Raw genomic sequence first — 20,140 nt, 5'->3', positions numbered from 1 at the left:
GAATTAATTCATTGGTCAAAATGGGCTTGTTCGTAATAAGGACTTTAGTCCTGTCTTTGGGGACTGAAGTCCCCACTACAAACTGTTTATTATGGGTAATTTGGCGGACATCATAATTACGAATTACGAATTACTTAGTCCCCGCCTAATTCCACGAGTTTACCGATATTGAAGTCAATTTTTACCCAACCTTTGAGTTTTTGCAGATTTTGTAGCAAAAGTAAAGTAATCTGCCAATGGTGCAAAGTTAAAAACGGTATTGGATCATTTATTTGATAAATAGCATCTGTACCTCGTACTAATCTCTGAAACCAAGTTTGCAATTGTTTTGCAGAACGAATACCAGTCAGTCGCCAGATTTCGTGATATATCCAGTAAGTGGGCTTGCTATCAGCTAAAGGTTCTAGGGGTGCAGCTAGGAGAGTTTTCCCAAAATAGGCTTCTGCAACACCTGGGTGATTGTAAAACATTGTAATCGCCGAATGGGTGCGGGGATTACATTCAATGGCGTAGGCTGTACCATCTTCAGCTTGGATAAAGTCGAAAGAGACTTGTCCAGTTAGTCCCAAACTTTTGACGAAATGTTGCACCCATTGCCGAATTTGGGGATTTTCGACATTTTCATAATTAATCTGAAACGCAGAAGAATCTGAGCAGCAATGCAACCTTAATTCACCATCCCGCACTGTGCTATGGGTGCATAATTCTTTCCCAGGAATAAACTCTTGCATAATCCAAGGTTTTTCTGGGCTGATGGGTAAACTCTTGACAAAGGCTGCTGTCTCTTCTGGAGTGTCACAGGGAAGTTTGGTTAAATTTAAGCGGCGAACGGAGTCGTAAGAAATACTTTTTATAATATATTTGCGCGTTTCTTTACTAAAATCAAAGTTGATAACTTGTTCAGCATCGGTAATTTTAAAAGATTTGGGAACAGATAAACCAAGCGATCGCGCCTGATCGGTAAAGGCAAATTTATCATCCAGCATCTTGGTTATCTCAGCATCGAAGTGGAAAACCTCGCAGTATGCTGACAGTGAAGGTTTTGCTAAAGAGTCGTAATAACTAGCCACAGGACTGCATACTGGTACATAAATGTCAACTTTTTCTTTTTTGACGATTTCCAATAGCGCCTGTATATAGCCTTCTGGGTCATCTTGTGGTGCTGGAACTGTATAAAAACGACTCACAGCATTTGAGAATCTATGCCCGGATAACCAGTATTTGTGACCTTCAACCAGAATAACTCTGTGTCCGGCGGCATGGAATGAGCGAGCAAGTTGCAATGCTTTGGTCATTTTGCCGCCACTGACTAAGATAGTCTGAGGATGGGCTGCTACGGCAGGTTTTTTTGTAAATAGAATGCTCCACAGCAGAGATAGTAATACGATCAAAGCGTTGATAGGTAAAGCTATCAGCAGTAATGTTAGAGTTCCCAGAGTCTTGAATAGAGCTACTATTTTTATTCTTATACCCGTTGAGGGCGTTGTGGATTCAGGGAGTGATAAGGAGATTGATTGAGCCATAAGTTTTTCTTTTACGTGGAATGCGGTCTTTTGTAGGGGCGCACAGATATGCACCCCTACCGGATATTGCATCCAAATAAGAACCGCTATAGAGTCGCCTTTTTGTGATGCTTTGAATTGATAGTGCCTATTACACCAAGCGTCTAATCAGGGTTATACCATCTCGTATGGGTAACAGAACTTGCTCTACACGCGGATCTGCGGCGACAATGCGGTTGAATTTAGCGATCGCCTCACCATTAGCAGTACGCTGTTCGGATGGTAAGTAAACTTGTCCTTGCAACAACGTATTATCGACGCAGATTAACCCGTCGGGAGCCAGTAAGTGGCTATCCAAGATAATTTGGAAGTACTCTACATACTCCTTTTTATCGGCATCAATGAAGATCAGATCAAATGATTCTTTTTTAGCCGCCAACTTGTGCAATGTCTCTAATGCAGGTGCTACTTCTACAACAATCTTGTCGCCGTGTGGAGACTCCTGAAAACAAGTTTGAGCAAATTCAGCCACATAAGAGTCTACTTCACAAGCAATGAGTCGTCCATCGTGTGGTAACGCTTCCGCCATCGCCAAAGCCGAATATCCTGTAAACATTCCCACTTCCAGGATGCTCTTAGCTTTGGTAATATGCACAAACATCTTTAGTGTTTGTCCTTCAAGATGTCCTGAGAGCATTTCCTGCTCTAGTTGACGCACCGTTTCACCATCACTAAAGCGTTTGCTCCAGTCTTCTTTGCTGGTCTTTTGCGCTAGTGCTGTCAATGCGGCCGATTCGGGAGTAGTGCAATCATCCAAATAGGGATCTAAACCTGCTGCTAATTGCAAACCTTGGCGCAGAGATGTCAATATCTCTAAAGGAATATTACTCTCTTCTGCTATTCGGAGAGTTTTCTGTAGCTGTGCTACGAGGATGCTGTGTGGCGTAATTGGTCTTGCGGTATCTCGTCCTAAAATACTGGTCATGTTTTCACACTCCCAATAGTTTGGATTCTTCTTGAGTTTCTATGTAAGCGTCAATCCCATCTCCACCACGAGGGTATTTAGCACACAAACGTTTGTGTTCAGCTAAGGCTACATCTAGTTCTTCACGGGTGAAATCGTTAACAAAGAAGCACTCACCAATGGGTTTTGGCATAGCTGCGCGTTGTTTACCGTCTCGCGTCAAGCTGATAGATTGGGTTGCATACCAGAGCAAATCGCTATCTAGTAAAGGATGATCGATTGATAAACCGATACGGCTCATCAAGCTTAAAATGCGATCGCGTTCTCCAGTTGTAATGTAACCACGTCTTGCTGCAATGGTTGCAGATAAAGCCATGTCTATATTCACAGCGTGACCGTGAAATAGCGGTACCATCGGAGCTAATTCTAAGGTAGGACTCCAAGTGTGACCGTAGGCGATGACGCGATCGAGGTCTAACTCATGCAAATTAGGAGTTTCCAACTCCAGCATAGTTTTAATTGCCTCGTAATTGAGTTTGTGTGCGATCGCTTTCAGTTCACTTGTGCCATTCACATGTCCAAAGTGAGTACGCAGCAACTCTTCGCCATATTCATCCAGCAATTCAAAGACTTCAGAGTTGGCAACAACAGCAATTTTGATTAATTCTGCCATGCCATTACGAACTTGAGCCGTTGGTAATGTTTGCAAAAAGGAGAAATCGAGGATCACTTTCAAAGGAGCATGATATGCACCCAAACGATTTTTTAACTTGCGATGGTTGACTGCAACCTTAATCGCCACACCTGCATCAATTAAACCAATCAGTGTAGTAGGAATACGAATGTAGTTACTCTTGCGACGGTAAGAAGCACATGCAAACCCAGCTACATCAGTGATTAAACCACCACCCACAACTAACACCGGTTCCTTGCGGATTAAGCCAAAATCAGAAAAAGCATCAACAATTTTTTCAAAGGTTGCAAGGGTTTTAGTCGGTTCAGTAATGACAATAGGAACTACAGTCAGATCAATGCCATAGTGTTTAAAATATGACTTGATTTGCTTCCCGTATAGCCTATTGACATTGGCATCAATCACTGTCAAACAGCGGCCAAATTTCTCATAGCTGTCTGCAATTTCTCTGTTATTGATATCAAATGCACCGTTCACATAGACCAGACTAAACTCAATTTTTTCGTAACCTTCCACGCGAAATTCAGCTTCCGTTGCTTCAAAGGATGCTTGAACATTATTCATTGCTGTTGTCCTTAATACAAGTGAAAAAGTTGTGATATTCAGGCAATATTTCAGATTTACCTGATGTATGGCAATAACAAATGATGCTATTAGTTGCCTAAAATTTTAGGCATCCTAAAGCAAGCTTTCACTAGAAAAGCTGATTATTATTACCAGATGATGTTAATAAATAACACCATCACTTAGTTAAATTCTTTCAGCCAACCTTTTATAGGTTGCTTCAAAATTGGTCAAATTACCCCATCGAAAACTTATCGCTATAACGCTTAAGCTCTTTTGGGATTGTTGACATTAATTAAGCAAGTTAACCTTAATTTAGATTAACTCAGCATGAGTTTTCAGAAATTACCCTAAATGCAGATTAACTATAGGATAAAACCTACTATATCGAGACTATAGTGGCTTTCCGACCGTTCTACTTCGCAAAATTTCTAACAGAGAAAACCGCACAGATAGTTTACCTCCGGGCTTCCATTTGAGATTACAGCCTTCATTAACTTTCTGTTCGCTGTTTTTTAGCATTAGTCTTGAACCTTGTATCGCTACACTCTGTTTGACTCAGAATGACAGTGGACTTCTAGTTTGATTTAGTTAACTTTCTGTTCAGTATTTAATATACCAACGTCAGTAACTTTTGAAAACCAAGAATTTATTTATCAGAGTTACTAATCACACACATTAGTTTAACTCAATATGTGAACATTTTTATCTTTACAAATCTTAAAAAAGAGTTAAATTGGCTTTTTCCCTTAAAATCATGGGATTTCAGCTTCAATTTAAGAGATAATTTTCTTGCACATAACATAAAATGTGATGTATGTATTCTGCCAAAAGTATACTGAGTGAATATTTTTTAATACAAAAACTTGTTTCTATCGATGTAGCACGTACCTCGGTAATGATGGATGATTAATATGGAAAAGTGTGTCTATTTATTCCAATACCTATGCAACAGTTATTTCCCGGAGAGGTATTCGCCAAAACTGCTGATTTTGACATTGGTATTCGCCAACTGTTACCCAAATACGATGAGATGTTGGAGGTAATTACCCGTTGTCTACCTTCCACAAGTCGGCGTATTTTAGAATTAGGTTGCGGTACTGGTGAACTTAGTCTCAAGATACTCAACCACTTTCCAGATGCCCAAGTAATTGCCTTAGATTATTCACCTCGAATGCTGCAATTTGCCCAAGATAAAATTACAGCAGTTGGGCATCAAAAACGTTGGACTGGCATACAAGCAGATTTTGGTGACTGGGCAAATAATCCAGAAAAATTGGATATTGGTAGCGAATTTGATGCTTGTGTCTCATCCTTGGCAATTCACCATCTCCAAGATGAAATGAAATTCAAGTTATTTGAGCGAATTGCTGCTAGCCTGACTCAAGACGGCTGTTTTTGGAATGCAGACCCCACTTTACCAGAATCACCAGCCTTAGCAGAAGCTTACAAGGCGGCACGAGAGGAATGGTCAGTTGAACAGGGAACTAGTTTAACAGAGATTCGAGCCAAGCTTGGCACTAGCAGCACCCAAGGTTACTCCAGTCAAGATCAGCTAGCTACCCTGGATGCTCATTTACAAATGTTGAGCAAAGCTGGATTTAAGACAGTTGCAGTGCCTTGGAAATATTATGGACTGGCGGTGTTTGGTGGCTGCCTGTGAAAATTTGAGGTTTTGGATGCTTTAATTTGGCTCCAAGTGGGTATTTATAGCATTAAGAGCTTGATAGTAACAAAACAGCAATAAATAACATGATCTTTTTTAAGAAGAACTAATATATAAACGCATTAGGTCTGTAAAGGAGGTTTTGCTAACTCACGCAAGGATTTTAGCTGAAATTTGCGGTATATAAGCTTGCCTTGTGTTTTTATGCAATATTTCTACATCAGAAGTACCCGTGAGGGTACTATCAATCCTCCACAGACCTATCCCAAAATACAGAGTAGAAAATTTTATTCAAAAAAACCAGGGGCACGCGATTTGGATTCGTTTTTCTGCTCGTTTCAAAAGTGGAGTTAAAGCCACTGTTTGCCATCACCTAGTTTCAAAAGGAGAATATCTTGGATGGCTCGAAATAAAAAGAAATCAGCCGGGTTTAAGTATGAGCATCCACTTTACTCTAGATGCCCGATTTGTTGTATCATCCCGCCCCACATGCTGGAAAATGTTGTGGTGAATGGCAACCCCCAGCAACGGAGTTGGGCTTTTCATACATTAAATGCTTCAGCACAGTTTCGCGGACGGAGAGATGTCATAGGTACTGTATCATTTGCACCTTCTCCGGGTGAAAAGCGCCGCACCATCTACGATGCAAAAAATGGCCAGCAACTTCCTGGTACATTGGTGCGAAGTGAAGGAGACCCACCAAGCAGTGATGCAGCAGTGAATGAAGCCTATGATTCTGCTGGTGCTACTTATGACTTGTTTTATGAGATATTCGATCGCAATTCCATTGATGACAAAGGACTACGTTTAGACTCCACCGTGCATTATGGCGTCAAGTATGACAACGCCTTTTGGAACGGCGACCAAATGGTTTATGGTGATGGCGACGGAGAAATGTTTCAGCGCTTCACAAAGTCGATTGATGTGATTGGGCATGAGTTAGCTCATGGGATAACTCAGTATGAAGCGGGTTTACAGTATTATGGCGAACCTGGGGCACTAAATGAATCATTTTCTGATGTCTTTGGTTGCCTGGTGAAACAAAAGACTAAAAATCAGACTGCACAAGAAGCAGATTGGATAATTGGCGAAGGTCTTTTAGTACCGACTGTCAAAGGTGTTGGCATCCGTTCCATGAAAGCACCAGGAACAGCATACAATGACCCAGTACTAGGTAAAGATCCCCAACCAGGTCACATGAAAGATAAATATACTGGTGCTGAAGATAATGCTGGGGTGCATATCAACTCAGGAATCCCTAACCATGCCTTTTATCTAGCATCTGTTGAGATTGGTGGCTATGCTTGGGAAAAAGCTGGTAAAATCTGGTACATAGCTTTGCGCGATCGCTTGCGTGCCAAAGCAGATTTTAAAAAAGCTGCCAACGTTACTATTCAAGTTGCTGGCGAACTCTACGGTAATGACAGTGATGAACAAAAAGCTGTGCAGAACGCTTGGCAAAAGGTAGGAGTTATTTAGAAGTTAGGAGTGTTGAGTGAGGAGTTAGGAATAATGGTCAATACCTTCCACTGCCTCACTCAACACTCAGGACTGATAAATCTGTTGTTTGTTATTGCTAAAGTGGGAGGTGAAAACTATCACCTCCCAATATTTGTATTTATCCCAACCAAATAACACAACGGAGAGCAAAAAAAATGCGAGTATCACTTGAACGCACAGGTGGCTTTGCCGGAATTAGCAAAAAGACAACCGTTGATACAGATACTCTCCCACCACATGAAGCAGCGACACTTCCCCGACTGGTGGAAGTTGCAGATTTATTTAGGCTACCTGAACTAATTACCTCGCCAAATCCTCAGAGCGATCGCTTTCAGTATAAGTTAACAGTGGAAGATAACGGTAAGCAGCATACGGTAACTGTCAGTGAGTCAGCATTACCAGGAACCTTAAGACCACTGATTGAATGGTTGCAAACCGTAGCACAAAAAAAGTAATTTGCTGAATTAACAAATAAAATTAAATGCCTATCAGATAAAACCAAAACACTTGTAGAGACGGCGATTTATCGCGTCTCAAAAACTCGAAAACCCATAGTTTTGTACAATTAGCCCTTAACCCAAGCGTATTGGCATATAAACAGGAGAATGTGAAGTCGTGGGCGAAGAAAATATAAATTTTAATTTTGCAGAAGAAAATCAAACTGATGATTTTTTGCACGTAGCATCTATAAAAGAGGATTGGGGTGGAGACGGAAGAGGGCGCATGAACCTATCAGGTAGGTGTACAGCCATCTCCAAACACGTACCTCGCAAATACCAGTTTTTTGACACCAATACTCTGCCAGAAGAACAACAGTGGCGAGTCAGTGGAATGCCAGAAGGTGTTGTGCCTGGAAGCCGCCGAACACTAACATGGCATGACTCTGGTGCATCCACTTCAAAAGTAGTTTTACCGCCTCAGTTTGAAGCACCTTCTGGCTTCTTTACTACCGATTTAGAGATTTTTGTACTCAGGGGCGCTATTCAATTAGGAGAGTGGCAATTAAACAAGCATGGCTACTCCTTTATCCCCGCAGGAGTGAAAATAGGCCCTTGGAAAGTTCTAGGTAATGAAGAAGTTGAAATCCTCTGGATGGAGAATGGCCCTATTCCATTGAAATATAAAAATGCAACAAACGATCATCCAGATGCTAGACTACGTGACTTTATCCCTGCCTTGAATAGTAAATTGCTACCGTGGAACAAGACAGATACAGTTCAATTTGAAGTATCTAAAAAAAAGTATTTAAGAAAAGATAGTAATGGCGGTGGAGTATGGTTGCTTGGTATCTTGGCACATTATGATGGCAGTTATCCAATGATTCAATCATATAATGAAGAAGCATATTGCTTGGCTGGATACTGTGATATAGGAGATTTTCGATTTGTAAAGGATTGGTTTGGCTATGTTCCTAGTTTTACCACTGTCCCTTGGCACAGAACAGATGATGGTTCCTTATTCTTTATCCGCGTTGATAGGGATTTATCAAAGCTTGCAACAGTATTATCATATTCACACTAATAAACACATAGTTTGTAAACAGCAAGGTTTCTATGTGGCCATTCTAGAAGGTCTTTTTAAATAACGTCCAATAGGTGAACCTAGAACTTTCCCATTGTTGCAAATCAAGTTTCCGCGCAGAAAAGTACTCTTCACCTTTCCAGTTAATTCCACTCCTTCAAAAGGTGTATAACCTTGTTGTGACTCTGACTCAGCAGCACTTACCACAAAGCTTTCATTTGGGTCTAACAGCACCAAGTCAGCATCATAACCAATAGCAATATCGCCTTTTTCTAACAAACCAAAGCGTCGGGATGGGTTCCAAGATAGCAATTTAGCCATCTGGTTGTAAGACATCCCCCGCTTACTACCTTCACTAAACACACCAGAAAGTAAATATTCTGTACCGCCAAAACCAGACTTTGCTAACCAAATATTATTCGGGTCTTTAACATTTCTTTTTTGTTCAGCAGAACAGCAAGCATGGTCACTAACTATCCAATCTACTTGATTGTTGAGTACTGCTTGCCATAAATATTCAACATCGGCACGGGGACGAATAGGAGGGTTGACTTTTGCCCAAATCGTATTAGGAGTATCGACATCTAACAACAAATGTCCAACAGTAACTTCTCGCCGAAAGTTGATATGAGGAAAAGCAGCTTGCATAGTTAAAGCTGCTTCCATTGCTTTACGCGAACTCAAGTGCAATAAATTAATATTTGCACAGTTAGTCTCGTTTGCTAAATAAGCAGCAATGCAAATTGCTAATCCTTCGGAATGAGGTGGACGCGCTGCACTATAAGCGTGTAATCCGCTCAGACTAGAGTCATTTTCAACTATTTTGGTATAAGCATTTAGAATTTCTGCAACTTCGCAGTGCAAACTCAAGCTGATAGTATCTCGCGCTTCTGGATGTTTTTCCATCAAGCGAGTTAGACCGCGCATAATAAATTCAAAATGGGCGAAATCATACCGTTCCTCTTTATTAATCATTAAAAAGAGGTTTTGCTGGTCTGACAAACCATGCAATCCATAGCCGCCATAAAACATGAATATTTTAAACGAAGATACACCGTGTTCTTCAAACAATAAAGGTATTTCGTCGATATGCTGGCTAGCTATAGGTGCGATGTGATAGCTGTAATCTACAAAAAAATTACCTGCGGATAAAGCCAACACCTCTGGAAAAAAATCGCGGTAGGAGCCGCCTTTGTTGAGATAATACTGCCCTGTACGGATATAATTTAAGCTGGTAGTTACGCCTCCCATTGCGGCTGCTTTGGTTTCAGTTACAGCATCTTTGTCGAGAGATTGATAGATACCGATGTGCATGTGGGCATCTACGACCCCAGGAAAGCCCAGTAAATTTTTGCCATTAAATACCTCTTTGCCTGTGTCTGGGCTAATATTAGGGGCAATCTGAGCAAATTTTCCATCCTTAATTCCTAAATCAAGTAGTTCGATTACATCCTGATGGGGACGAACTACCCGCACATTTTTGATAATTTGATCTAATACGGGAGTTTCAGACACAGTAGACCTCACACTAAAATGAGTTTAGTTAGAAATTCCAACATCGAATCGAGACGAAGACCAAATCTCATCATTATATAACGGTTTTTTATGAAATCACCTTCAGGGGAAAAGACAATGGCAAGTTTTAATGAGTATCATATAGACCCAAAGGAATTTACTTTTCTGAAAAGTTTTGAAGATAACTGGCAAGTGATTAGAGATGAGTTTACATCCTTTATTAAGGATGCATCTGATGACGAGTTAAAAGTAACTTATGATATTTTGGGGCCTAAAAGTCAAACGATTAAAACCAAGGGTGATGCAAAATATAGTGCTTTTGGGATTTTATTTCAAGGTATGTTTATTGAACAATATATTAAAGCGTATCAAATACAATATCCTGATTATGGGTCAGATGATGCATCACAAAAAGCACTTGCATTAAGAGAGAAATATTTCCCAAATTTAGCTCAGGTGATAGAAAAAGTTAACTTTGGTGATGATGAGATAATTAGAAACGTGTATTATGGTACATTCCATCCAGGCTTAGATATCAAGTTGCATGTGAACTATAATCCTCACATGAATCGTGGCTATCTAGGATTAATCGTGCCAGAGGGAGATGTGGCTATGAAAATATGCCATGAACAGCTTTATTGGCATGAGGGAAAATTTCTGGTTTTAGATCACAGCTATCCACACTGTCCGCATAATTACACTAATTATGATCGAACTGTCTTGGTTGTAGACTTTTTTAAACCGGATAAACCTAGAGAGGAAGTCATCCGATTTGAGAAAGAACAAATCAGACAACGGATGCAAGATAATCCTTACAGTTTAGGTGTTTTTGGTAAAAGCGATAAAGCTAAAAAAGAAGATTTCATCAAGTATGGTTTAGCTCATCAGTTAGAGTGGGATAAAGCTTTATAGTAAAATTTAGCACCCAGAAGTCAGAAGTCAGAAATCAGAATTTAAAAGGAGTACAGCATGATTAGTACCTTTATGTATCAAATTTTCTCCTATTTTTTAATTATTCTGAATTCTGTTAGCGATAGCGGGGCGTTTAGCCCATTCTGACTCCTGAATTCTTACGCTTTATAAGTATTAGTAATGCACCTTAAATTGTTGATGGTGCATTAGCTGAAAGCATAACGATCCTCCATTTATATTTCTTATATAAGACTGGTAAATGAACTCAAAAACTTACAGAAAATTAAGAGCAAAGCAACTTAATCAAGATTTTAAATCTGCCGTTGAAATTGTCGAAATTTCTATTTCCCAACCTGCGGCTAGTGAACTTGTAATTCAAAACAAATTTGCTGGCGTTAACGGTGGCTTTGACACGTTACTTTGTCATGGTGATGTTCCCTATATTAACTTAATTCCTCCCTTCGATTTAGGTGTGGAAGCTGTAGGGACAGTTATCGCGATGGGTGAAAATGTCAAAGATTTCCAAATAGGTGATGCTGTAGTCACGACTTGGCGGGGTGGCGGCTATCGAGAATATCAGGTTATCGATGCAAACTTAGCAGTGAAGGTGCGGGAAGCAACACCAGAATTGCTAACACTAATGCCTACAGGTGTATCAGCTTTGGTGGCATTGGAACAAGTAGGGGAAATGAAAAGTAATGAAGTGGTTTTAGTGACAGCAGCAGCAGGAGGAACTGGTCATATTGCGGTGCAATTGGCAAAGCTAGCTGGTAATCATGTCATTGGTACTTGTAGTTCTGAGGCGAAGGCAAAGTTACTAAGAGAACTAGGGTGCGATCGCATTATCAACTATCGCACAGAAAATCTCAATCAAGTCCTCAAGCAAGAATACCCTAATGGGATTAATTTAATTTTTGACTGTGTAGGTAAAAGTGTATTTGATACCTGCGTTGAAAACTTGGCGGTGCGGGGACGATTAGTAGTGGTGGGTTTCATCTCCGAATACGTAAATAGCGCAGAACAAATTACACAGCCACGCCTTTATCACCAGTTATTTTGGAAAGCAGCTTCCGTGAGAGGCTTTCTCATGTCACATTATAAAGAATATATGACAGAGGCACGCGATCGCCTTTTAAACCTGTTCTACACAGACAAACTCAAAATTGCCGTTGACCCAACCCAGTTTCAAGGCATAGAATCAATACCCGACGCTGTACAATATCTCCTCAGTGGTCAGAATTGTGGCAAAGTAGTTGTGAGGTTTTAAGTAACACTGTATCAGTTTATATCCAGTTGGTGGTGATAATGACACAAGATTCAGAAAATACTTTAAAAGTTGCTCGACAGGCATTTGAGCATCTGACGCATGGTATGTCAACAGGAGAGTGGGAAGCATTATTAGATATGCTCACAGAAGATTTTACCCTTTGGTTTCCAATGGGCAAATTCCACGGTTCAAATGTGGGAAAAGAGCGAGCTAGAGAATTTTTCGAGTACGTTTTTGAATCGTTCAATCCTGGTTTGAACCTGACTGGTTTAGACCGTGTTACTAGTAATGAAACGACGGCTGTCTTTGAGTTTCGAGATGAGGGACTTTTGTTTGGACAGCTTTATAAAAATCGGGTAGCAGTTTCCTTTGATGTCCGTGGAGACAAGATTTGTGGTTATAGGGAATACTTTGGCAGCGATGGTAAATCGTATTAAATAATTCGTAATTACAAATTATTTAATTTACTTTTTTTAGTTTCTTTCAGGGTTGAGTTCGTTGATTTCTTTGCACTTCGCCTCTGCGGCTTGATATGCTGCTAAATAATCTTGACCACCCAACATTATATCACCGTAATATTCATAAGGTGGATCACCATAAATTGGCAATGGTTCATCTTCTGGATAATCTTCTTTTGATTCTTCAATGATGGCTTTCAGTTTTTTAACGGTTAGCCTTTGTGCTACAAAATACCAGAGTTCTTCGGGTTTTTTGTTCAGGTGCGGTAATGTAGGATCGATAATGCGGACATCGGAGGCGTCGCCTACCTCAATCCAACTGTGTTCAACCGGTCTATATGGCTTCCCAGCAAAAGCCAAAAATCCCTGAATGTATCTTGCTCCCTCAGTGGATAATGCTGCTTTGTAAGCATTATCAAACGGAGTACTAGCTCTGCTGTTTATCTGTTCAGCAGTTTTGATTGACAGCGTTTCATCCAATAGTTTGTTCATCAATAGTAAGGATTAGAGCAGCCATAAAAATATATTACCACTGCTACTTACCATTTTGCTTGGACATTGATTATTCACTTTGAACTAAAGACAAATAGCAAATGACCAATGACAAATGACAACCTCTACTTTGTGTTAATCACCATCTGTAAATTTATTAACAAGTCGCTTGAGGTGTAAGGCTTAGATAAAAGGGTTTTGACGCTATTACCGAGTATTTTAATCATTTCATGATTAGAGGCTAATCCACTAACACCAATAATTTTGATGTCGGGATTAATTTTTTTCAACACATTGATAGTTGTTGGGCCATCCATACATGGCATCATCATATCAATCAACACTACACTAATTTCTTGTTGATGTTCTGTATAAAGTGCGATCGCATCAATACCATCACTAGCCACCAAAACTTTATAGGCATTTTTTTCTAACCAGGTTTGAGTAACCTCTCGAATTGAATCTTCATCATCAACAACGAGAATCAATTCTCCATGACCTGCGGGTAATTCCTGCTCTCCAGCTAATTTCTTATCTGCATCGATTGTCTGCGTCACGGGTAAGCAAACTTGAAACTCTGTACCCTTCCCAACTTCAGTAACTACATTCACAAAACCATTGTGGCTTTTGATAATACCAAGCACTGTTGAAAGACCAAGCCCTGTGCCTTTACCCAGTTCCTTGGTTGTGAAAAATGGCTCAAAAATTCTATCTACTATTTCTCTGTTAATTCCTGTACCTGTATCACAGACGCTAATCATTACATAAGAACCTACCTTAGCATCAATATTCATTCGGGCATAGTTGCTATCAACCCAAAAATTCTTTGCAGAAATCTCTAGAATGCCGCCATGAGGCATAGCATCACGAGCATTAATACAGAGATTCATCAGCACTTGGTGTAACTGAGTAGCATCGCCAAAGATATTCCACAGGTTTTGCCCAGGAACATCAATGCGGATTTCAATAGCTCTGGAAAATGTTTGCTTAACAATATTTTCAATTTCAGAAATTAAATACTGTACATGTAAGGTTTTAAAGTTACCTACAGAACCGCGTGAAAACCACAGCACTTGTTTAACTAAATCTGCCGCACGTTTAACATTTGTTTCCATAATTGTCAGCCATTGCTGACTTTTTTCGTCAGGAAGTTTTGCTTCTAAAAGTTGTACTGTCATCATCATTGGTGTCAGTGCATTATTGAGATCATGGGCGATACCACTTGCCAGAGTTCCAAGACTTTCCATCCGCTGGGCCCGGAGAAACTGCGCTTCGAGTTGCTTTTTCTCTGTAATATCGGAGTTGACAATCAGGATAGATTTGGCTTGTCCCTCATCATCATTTACTAGTGTCCAGCGGCTAGCAACGATAATTTCTTTGCCTTCTTTGGTGACTTGATGTAATTCACCTTGCCATGAACCACTCTCAGCTAAAGTTTCCTGGATCTTTTTCAGTTGGCAAAAACTTTGCTTTCGATATAAAAGCTGATTGGCATTTTTGGCTAGTGCTTCTTCTAGCATCCAACCGTAGAGATGTTCAGCCCCTTTATTCCAAAATTCAATTTGGTTAACTAAATCTTGAACGATAATCGCGTCTGTGGTGATATCGAGCAAAGCAGCTTGTTCACGGATTTTCTGTTCTGCATTTTTGCGATCGCGTAGCGCAGCTTGCTGTTCGGTAATATCAATTATAAAGCCCGCCATCCGAGCAACTTTGCCTGTAGAGTCTAAAAAGATATACCCGTTATTCTCAACTGTGATGTAAGTGCCATCTTTGCGACAGATGCGAAATTCCAGGTGGAATCGCTCTTTTGTGGATAAAACGCGGTTAATCTCTTTGTTAAAGAAGTTTCTATCATCAGGATGAATTAACTCTAGCCAACGCTTCAAACCTCCTAACATCTCAGGTATAGAGTAACCTAATATTCGCTCTACATTGCCACCATATATAATATCGTTGGTATGCAAATGCCAGTCATAGAGAATCTGACCACTGGCTTGAATTATTGCTTGATAGCGATTGTTCCACTCGTCTAATGCATTGGAATGACATCGCAGTTTTTCCTCTACCTGCTGGCGCTCAAAGATTTCCATCTCTAGACGCTTATTTTGCTCTGTGAGTTTTTTTGTGAGGTTTCGTAAACGTAAATGGGTATTTACTCTAGCTAAAACTTCTTCATGTTCTAAAGGTTTAGTGATGTAATCTACTGCGCCAAGATTCAAACCTTTGACTTTATCCACCTTGTCATTCATGGCAGTTATGAAGATTACGGGAATATCTTGAGTGGCTGGATTTTTTTTCAAAAGTCTGCAAGTCTCAAAACCATCGATTCCTGGCATTAATACATCCAATAAAATTAGATCAGGTGAGGCATGTTCTGCTATATTAATTGCACTGCTTCCATCTTCAGTTATTAAAACTTTAAAACCGTAATATTCTAAAAAATCGAATAACACTTCTAGATTAATAGGAGTATCATCAACTATTAAAATGACAGATTTTTCTTTTTTATTAAAATTCATACTTGCCTCTTATTAAATTCACTTTAAAGTTTATCGAATTTGTTTGTCTTTAAAATTTTTTGCAAGATGAGAAAAATGGATGGTAATCGGCACTTGATTACCTACTTGTTGGAATGGCACAAAAATTTACTAATTAGACTATATACTGGCTGATTTTGCATATCACATCTTCTGCTAATTTTTTTAGATATGCACGAATTTTAAACTTGAAAACAAAAAGATTTAATTAAAAGTAAATTATTTCTAGAGAATAGCAATCTGATCGCGAAGTGGTAGTGAGTCTTGTCTACGACACGCTANNATCTGATCGCGAAGTGGTAGTGAGTCTTGTCTACGACACGCTACGCGAACGAGCGTCTTTGATTCCTGAATCACTCATAGATATAGGGAATATATAGCAATATAGTTCAGATAAGACGAAAACACTTGTAGAGACGGCGATTTATCGCGTCTTAAGAACCCACAACTTTGTGCGATTAGCCCTTAACTGAACCGTATTGGAATATATAGGACTCATATTTGATTTGTGTTCTAGGTTAGAGCACTGCAAGTTGAGAATTCAATGTCGGCGATGCCTGCGGTTTTTACAAGCCTACGCTACTTGCAATTTTAGCTTGCCGATTCACCTATCGCCGATCAATCAAAATCTTCTAAATATAATAATTACCGATTTTGACAAGTACTTAACTTATTATGAGAGTAAACGCTTTAAGTATATAGCGATCGCACTTTTATTCTCTTCCCAAAAGCAAATCAATATGTCGCAAAAGTAGGGGCGCAAAGCTAGCTGTACGCCCCTACTAAGTAAACAAAAATAGCTCAAACTATGTTAAGCAATGTAAATAAATTTAATTCTATTGGTTTGTAGTAAGTGGCTCCAGCCTCTACTACAAACCTGAGCAAATCACAGGGCGGTTTAAAACCACCACCAAATTTTTAATTTGGGGCTGCTTATTCAGGAGTGATCTGAATCCCCAATCGAGGTAAAACCTCCTGCCTCTTTCAACCGAACCGTCTTAGGACGACAGGGGCTTCCCCAACAAACTTGCCCAGAGGGCATATTAGTAAAAACACTACTACGAGCGCCAATCACAGCATTAGCCCCGATTTGCACTCCTGGCCCAACGAAACAATCTGCCGCTACCCATGCACCATTGTCAATAGTGATACTCGCTGTTTTCAACCCAAAAGCAGGGTCTTGGATATCATGACTACCAGTACACAGATAGCTTTTTTGGGAAATTACGCAGTGTTCACCAATATGAATTTGATCAAGGCTGTATAAAACTACGTTATCACCAACCCAACTGTAGTTGCCAATAGTGACTTTCCAAGGATAGGTGAAGCGGGCGGTGGGTCGAATTAATACGCCTTTGCCGATACGAGCGCCAAATAATCGTAGCAAAGCACAACGCAGAATATTTAACGGTTGAGGAGTGAGAGGAAAAGCGATCGCTTGTACAAACCACCATAATAATACATACCAACTTGGACGCCCCCGGTCAAACCAAGATTGGTCATATTTACGTAAATCTACGAAAGGGTCATTAGTCATTCAATTTTGGATTTTAGATTTTGGATTTTAGATTTTAGATTTTAAATTTTTCCTTCAATCCAAAATTCAAAATTCAAAATCTAAAATTGGCAGAGTTAGGAGTCAATAGTCAATAGCTTTCCTTCTGCTCCCCTGCTTCCCTGCTCCTCTGCTTCCTCCTTCGGGGTTGTTGCAGTATTTAAGTGACCACCACAATTGCGTAATTCGTAAAGTTTTACGCCAATTTGATATTCATATTGACTCAGCAAACGTGCATAGATATATCCTGCTTTGCCATCCAAAAAACCACGTTGAATTATATAAAATAAAACAAACCGCAAAAGGGGTTTAAATGGCAGGTGTACCCACACTTTTTTCAAAAAGCGCTTGCGTTGTACGGCATCACCAAATAGATTCGCGCCGATAGTACCGCTATCATCTTTACCTGTGAGAATATTAAAATAAACACTGGCTTCCCAGTTGGAGTAACGGTTGTGCCGTTCTAACCAGTGGTAAAGGTCGCGGAAGTCTTCGTGAAGCATATCATTTTTGAGATACCCAACTTTCCCCTGCAAAATCACGTGTTCGTGAACTTCGTTATCACCAGTATTAGGAATATCTTCTGTATTTAGATTTTCGTAGCGACCTTTTTTATGCTGAAATAAACGTAGATTCCAATCGGGATATTTACCACCATAGCGAATCCATTTTCCTAAGAAAAATACACGGCGGTTCAGATAATAACCTGTATATTCATTGTTTTGAATTGCTTGGTCAATTTCTTCCCAAAGTTCGGGGGTGATGCGCTCATCGCAATCTACAATTAGTACCCATTCGTTGCGAAAAGGTAGATTCTCTAAAGACCAATTTTTCTTTTTAGGCCAGCGTCCATTGAAGTTGAATTGCACGACATTTACACCGTGACTTTTAGCAATTTCAATGCTGTTGTCGGTACTTTGAGAATCTACTACAAATATTTCATCTGCTCTACTAAGGCTAGTAAGGCACGCAGGCAAATTTACTTGTTCATTTTTAGCTGGAATTAGTACTGAAACTGGTATTTTAGATGACATACGTGTATAAATTATGTTATTGGTTATTTCTTATTTGATGTAGATAAAAGACCTTGAATAGCAGCATTTAAGTAACCAATCTGACCGTAAGCATAAACAAGTTTGTCAAACCGTTCTGCGGGATCAGAGAAATATTGCAATGCCTTATACAAGCCGCGTACAAACCGTTCGCTACCTCGCTGCAATTGAGCGATCCCAGCTTTACCAGCGAGTTGTTCTCGATAACATTCACTGATACCTTGCCACCAGCCTCGGTTTAAAAACCAGGAGCGTTGGAGGCGCTCTGGGGATACATTGTGAGCGACTAGTGCTTCGGGAAGATAAGCGACTTGCCAACCACGCTGTAGGGCAAATTCGGTCATTTGCAGTTCTTCATTTGATAATAGATTTTTCCCTACTCGACCGAGATGTGGATCAAAACCGCCAATTTCTTCTAGGAAACTGCGGCGGATGGAGTAATTTAAGCCTCTGGGTGTTGAGCCAGGTTGCTCAATGTAGATGTTACTGTCACCCAAGTCGTATGCACCCAAATTTGCAGCTAGGCCTGGAGATAGCCACCGTGGTTGTTGAATTCCTGGGGGCCAGATGAGAGTAACTTTACCTCCTGCGATCGCAAGCTTAGAGTTATTGTAATAGGCAAAATATAAAACTTGTAGCCAGTGAGGGCAGGCAACAGCATCATCATCCAGATAAGCAAGAATATCACCACTGGCTACTTTTGCACCCGTGTTGCGGGCGACAGATAAACCAATGGTGGGTTCAAAAACATATTTCAGGCGCGGATTGTGGGCCCTTTCTTCTACAACTTCACGAGTGCGATCGCTAGATCCATTATCAATTACCACAATTTCAAAGTCAGCAGCAAAATCTTGCGCTAAAAGACTATCAATTGCAGCCCCTAAATAGGTATCTCGATTGTGGGTACAGATAATGGCAGAGATTTGGGTGTCTGGCATGGATTTAATTTTGGATTTGAGATTTGGGATTTTAGATTAAAATCTTAAATCCAACGCACAACTGCTGAGAGTTAATCTAAACCAAAAGTTACCGACCCACCAACCGAGTTTCTTCGGAAATAATCTTTAAAACTTCACGTTTGTTGAATATGACTGTGTAAAACTACAAGAGTTTGGGCTAGTTGACTAAGGCGGGTTTCCAAGGATTGCTTGCGCCCTAACAGTTGACGTAACTTTTGGTAACGAGCGATCGCCATACTAACATTGGGAACCTGATCCGCTGGACATGGACGCGACCAGACTTTACCAGTGTCGTCCACACCACAGAGGCGATAGCCAGTAATAGATGATTGATAAGATACTTTCCCACCACTGGCGCAAATTTCTTCTACGTAGTTCATCAGGCGGTCAACTTCTGCATGGCGCAGTGTTGCGGTTCCTCCTGGTTCTGGTTCGGTGGGATTGGATTCTAACCAGCCATTGACAATTGGGCCTTCTAAGTAAATATCCTGAATTTGCTTCAAAATATTTTGCAATTCTGTTTGCCAACCGGCGACAGTTTCCTGAATTTCTTGCAATAGATTCATCGCCAATCCTGGATTAGCACCGTGGCGATGATTACTAAAGGTCGGAGTTTTCAACTTGGGTAGGCTGGGTGTTTTGCCACCATTATCTTCTGCTTGAAAGGTCTGCACAGAGTCGTGGTGAGGAAAGAAATTTTGCTCGTGAGAATAATCACTCTCAGTATCTACACCCAAGTCAATTGTTTGTTCTTGTGTATTTAGTTCCCCATTCTGAGATGATGGAGTTTGTTTATTTTCTGTGGGTTCGTTGGCTCCGACGCTGATTCTAAAAGAGAAAGGCCGTTTTGTCGTCGAATCACCTGTTTCAGCGGCAGAGGCAGTGCCGCGATTGCCTAAATCGTGTAGAGTTGCTTCAATGCGTTTTAAGCCTGCGTTCATAAAAACATCCTAAAGTTTGCTGTCCCCAGTAGTATTGA

17 protein-coding genes are annotated in these 20,140 nt (G+C 40.3%); 7 read left to right on the top strand and 10 right to left on the bottom strand.

All coding sequences use genetic code 11. From position 1 onward, the window contains the following. Nucleotides 1-134: 134 nt before the first annotated feature. The 3 genes from A4S05_RS34805 to A4S05_RS34795 all read right to left on the bottom strand — a co-directional run bounded on the left by A4S05_RS34805 (nucleotide 135) and on the right by A4S05_RS34795 (nucleotide 3,724). Nucleotides 135-1,523 (bottom strand): ATP-grasp domain-containing protein, encoded by a 1,389-nt coding sequence (locus A4S05_RS34805; RefSeq protein WP_069074326.1) that lies wholly within the window; start codon nucleotides 1,521-1,523, stop codon nucleotides 135-137. A gap of 130 nt (nucleotides 1,524-1,653) precedes the next feature. After that, nucleotides 1,654-2,487, bottom strand: a complete 834-nt coding sequence (locus A4S05_RS34800) for an O-methyltransferase (protein WP_069074325.1) — start codon at nucleotides 2,485-2,487, stop codon at nucleotides 1,654-1,656. 4 nt (nucleotides 2,488-2,491) lie between these two features. Further along, nucleotides 2,492-3,724, bottom strand: a complete 1,233-nt coding sequence (locus A4S05_RS34795; RefSeq protein WP_069074324.1) for a sedoheptulose 7-phosphate cyclase — start codon at nucleotides 3,722-3,724, stop codon at nucleotides 2,492-2,494. A gap of 946 nt (nucleotides 3,725-4,670) precedes the next feature. Between A4S05_RS34795 and A4S05_RS34790 the strand changes: the two genes are divergently transcribed. The 4 genes from A4S05_RS34790 to A4S05_RS34775 all read left to right on the top strand — a co-directional run bounded on the left by A4S05_RS34790 (nucleotide 4,671) and on the right by A4S05_RS34775 (nucleotide 8,411). Continuing rightward, nucleotides 4,671-5,387, top strand: a complete 717-nt coding sequence (locus tag A4S05_RS34790) for a class I SAM-dependent methyltransferase (protein WP_069074323.1) — start codon at nucleotides 4,671-4,673, stop codon at nucleotides 5,385-5,387. 402 nt (nucleotides 5,388-5,789) lie between these two features. Continuing rightward, the gene (locus tag A4S05_RS34785) at nucleotides 5,790-6,869 is read left to right on the top strand and encodes a M4 family metallopeptidase (protein WP_069074322.1); all 1,080 of its coding nucleotides are present in this window, start codon (nucleotides 5,790-5,792) and stop codon (nucleotides 6,867-6,869) included. 176 nt (nucleotides 6,870-7,045) lie between these two features. Then, nucleotides 7,046-7,345: a protealysin inhibitor emfourin gene (locus tag A4S05_RS34780; protein ID WP_069074321.1), complete on the top strand. Its 300-nt coding sequence runs from the start codon at nucleotides 7,046-7,048 to the stop codon at nucleotides 7,343-7,345. Nucleotides 7,346-7,505: 160 nt separating this feature from the next. Beyond that, entirely contained in the window at nucleotides 7,506-8,411 is a 906-nt protein-coding gene (locus A4S05_RS34775; protein ID WP_069074320.1) for a DUF4437 domain-containing protein, read from the top strand. A 30-nt stretch (nucleotides 8,412-8,441) separates the two neighbouring features. Here A4S05_RS34775 and A4S05_RS34770 read toward each other — a convergent pair whose 3' ends face one another. Next, the gene (locus A4S05_RS34770) at nucleotides 8,442-9,926 is read right to left on the bottom strand and encodes an amidohydrolase family protein (RefSeq protein WP_069074319.1); all 1,485 of its coding nucleotides are present in this window, start codon (nucleotides 9,924-9,926) and stop codon (nucleotides 8,442-8,444) included. A 117-nt stretch (nucleotides 9,927-10,043) separates the two neighbouring features. Here A4S05_RS34770 and A4S05_RS34765 point away from each other — a divergent pair, with 117 nt between their 5' ends. The 3 genes from A4S05_RS34765 (at nucleotide 10,044) to A4S05_RS34755 (ending at nucleotide 12,542) form a co-directional block, all read left to right on the top strand. Beyond that, nucleotides 10,044-10,838 carry an aspartyl/asparaginyl beta-hydroxylase domain-containing protein gene (locus A4S05_RS34765; RefSeq protein ID WP_069074318.1) on the top strand — a complete coding sequence of 265 codons (795 nt, stop codon included), beginning with the start codon at nucleotides 10,044-10,046 and terminating at the stop codon, nucleotides 10,836-10,838. 259 nt (nucleotides 10,839-11,097) lie between these two features. Next, complete coding sequence (locus A4S05_RS34760; RefSeq protein WP_069074317.1) at nucleotides 11,098-12,105, top strand: zinc-binding dehydrogenase; 1,008 nt, start codon at nucleotides 11,098-11,100, stop codon at nucleotides 12,103-12,105. 38 nt (nucleotides 12,106-12,143) lie between these two features. Further along, nucleotides 12,144-12,542: a nuclear transport factor 2 family protein gene (locus A4S05_RS34755; protein ID WP_069074316.1), complete on the top strand. Its 399-nt coding sequence runs from the start codon at nucleotides 12,144-12,146 to the stop codon at nucleotides 12,540-12,542. A gap of 36 nt (nucleotides 12,543-12,578) precedes the next feature. Here the strand turns inward: A4S05_RS34755 and A4S05_RS34750 are convergent, their stop codons facing one another. From A4S05_RS34750 to A4S05_RS34725, 6 genes are all read right to left on the bottom strand, one after another. Further along, nucleotides 12,579-13,055 carry a transglutaminase-like domain-containing protein gene (locus A4S05_RS34750; RefSeq protein WP_069074315.1) on the bottom strand — a complete coding sequence of 159 codons (477 nt, stop codon included), beginning with the start codon at nucleotides 13,053-13,055 and terminating at the stop codon, nucleotides 12,579-12,581. Nucleotides 13,056-13,180: 125 nt separating this feature from the next. Beyond that, nucleotides 13,181-15,577 (bottom strand): hybrid sensor histidine kinase/response regulator, encoded by a 2,397-nt coding sequence (locus A4S05_RS34745; protein ID WP_069074314.1) that lies wholly within the window; start codon nucleotides 15,575-15,577, stop codon nucleotides 13,181-13,183. A gap of 955 nt (nucleotides 15,578-16,532) precedes the next feature. Further along, nucleotides 16,533-17,132 carry a hormogonium polysaccharide biosynthesis acetyltransferase HpsU gene (gene hpsU / locus A4S05_RS34740; protein ID WP_069074313.1) on the bottom strand — a complete coding sequence of 200 codons (600 nt, stop codon included), beginning with the start codon at nucleotides 17,130-17,132 and terminating at the stop codon, nucleotides 16,533-16,535. A 95-nt stretch (nucleotides 17,133-17,227) separates the two neighbouring features. Continuing rightward, nucleotides 17,228-18,184, bottom strand: a complete 957-nt coding sequence (locus tag A4S05_RS34735; RefSeq protein ID WP_069074312.1) for a glycosyltransferase family 2 protein — start codon at nucleotides 18,182-18,184, stop codon at nucleotides 17,228-17,230. Nucleotides 18,185-18,207: 23 nt separating this feature from the next. Beyond that, nucleotides 18,208-19,140: a glycosyltransferase family 2 protein gene (locus A4S05_RS34730; RefSeq protein WP_069074311.1), complete on the bottom strand. Its 933-nt coding sequence runs from the start codon at nucleotides 19,138-19,140 to the stop codon at nucleotides 18,208-18,210. Nucleotides 19,141-19,274: 134 nt separating this feature from the next. Beyond that, nucleotides 19,275-20,102: a hypothetical protein gene (locus A4S05_RS34725; RefSeq protein ID WP_069074310.1), complete on the bottom strand. Its 828-nt coding sequence runs from the start codon at nucleotides 20,100-20,102 to the stop codon at nucleotides 19,275-19,277. Nucleotides 20,103-20,140: the final 38 nt, after the last annotated feature.

Source organism: Nostoc sp. KVJ20 (assembly GCF_001712795.1).
Taxonomy (GTDB): domain Bacteria; phylum Cyanobacteriota; class Cyanobacteriia; order Cyanobacteriales; family Nostocaceae; genus Nostoc.
This window is presented reverse-complemented; position numbering and strand designations above follow the sequence as displayed.

Bases quoted from the DNA above. Each gene is read 5' to 3' on its own strand.
- A4S05_RS34805 (WP_069074326.1), bottom strand. From the start codon at position 1,523: ATGGCTCAATCAATCTCCTTATCACTCCCTGAATCCACAACGCCCTCA.
- A4S05_RS34800 (WP_069074325.1), bottom strand. From the start codon at position 2,487: ATGACCAGTATTTTAGGACGAGATACCGCAAGACCAATTACGCCACAC.
- A4S05_RS34795 (WP_069074324.1), bottom strand. From the start codon at position 3,724: ATGAATAATGTTCAAGCATCCTTTGAAGCAACGGAAGCTGAATTTCGC.
- A4S05_RS34790 (WP_069074323.1), top strand. From the start codon at position 4,671: ATGCAACAGTTATTTCCCGGAGAGGTATTCGCCAAAACTGCTGATTTT.
- A4S05_RS34785 (WP_069074322.1), top strand. From the start codon at position 5,790: ATGGCTCGAAATAAAAAGAAATCAGCCGGGTTTAAGTATGAGCATCCA.
- A4S05_RS34780 (WP_069074321.1), top strand. From the start codon at position 7,046: ATGCGAGTATCACTTGAACGCACAGGTGGCTTTGCCGGAATTAGCAAA.
- A4S05_RS34765 (WP_069074318.1), top strand. From the start codon at position 10,044: ATGGCAAGTTTTAATGAGTATCATATAGACCCAAAGGAATTTACTTTT.
- A4S05_RS34760 (WP_069074317.1), top strand. From the start codon at position 11,098: ATGAACTCAAAAACTTACAGAAAATTAAGAGCAAAGCAACTTAATCAA.
- A4S05_RS34755 (WP_069074316.1), top strand. From the start codon at position 12,144: ATGACACAAGATTCAGAAAATACTTTAAAAGTTGCTCGACAGGCATTT.
- A4S05_RS34750 (WP_069074315.1), bottom strand. From the start codon at position 13,055: ATGAACAAACTATTGGATGAAACGCTGTCAATCAAAACTGCTGAACAG.
- A4S05_RS34745 (WP_069074314.1), bottom strand. From the start codon at position 15,577: ATGAATTTTAATAAAAAAGAAAAATCTGTCATTTTAATAGTTGATGAT.
- hpsU (WP_069074313.1), bottom strand. From the start codon at position 17,132: ATGACTAATGACCCTTTCGTAGATTTACGTAAATATGACCAATCTTGG.
- A4S05_RS34735 (WP_069074312.1), bottom strand. From the start codon at position 18,184: ATGTCATCTAAAATACCAGTTTCAGTACTAATTCCAGCTAAAAATGAA.
- A4S05_RS34730 (WP_069074311.1), bottom strand. From the start codon at position 19,140: ATGCCAGACACCCAAATCTCTGCCATTATCTGTACCCACAATCGAGAT.
- A4S05_RS34725 (WP_069074310.1), bottom strand. From the start codon at position 20,102: ATGAACGCAGGCTTAAAACGCATTGAAGCAACTCTACACGATTTAGGC.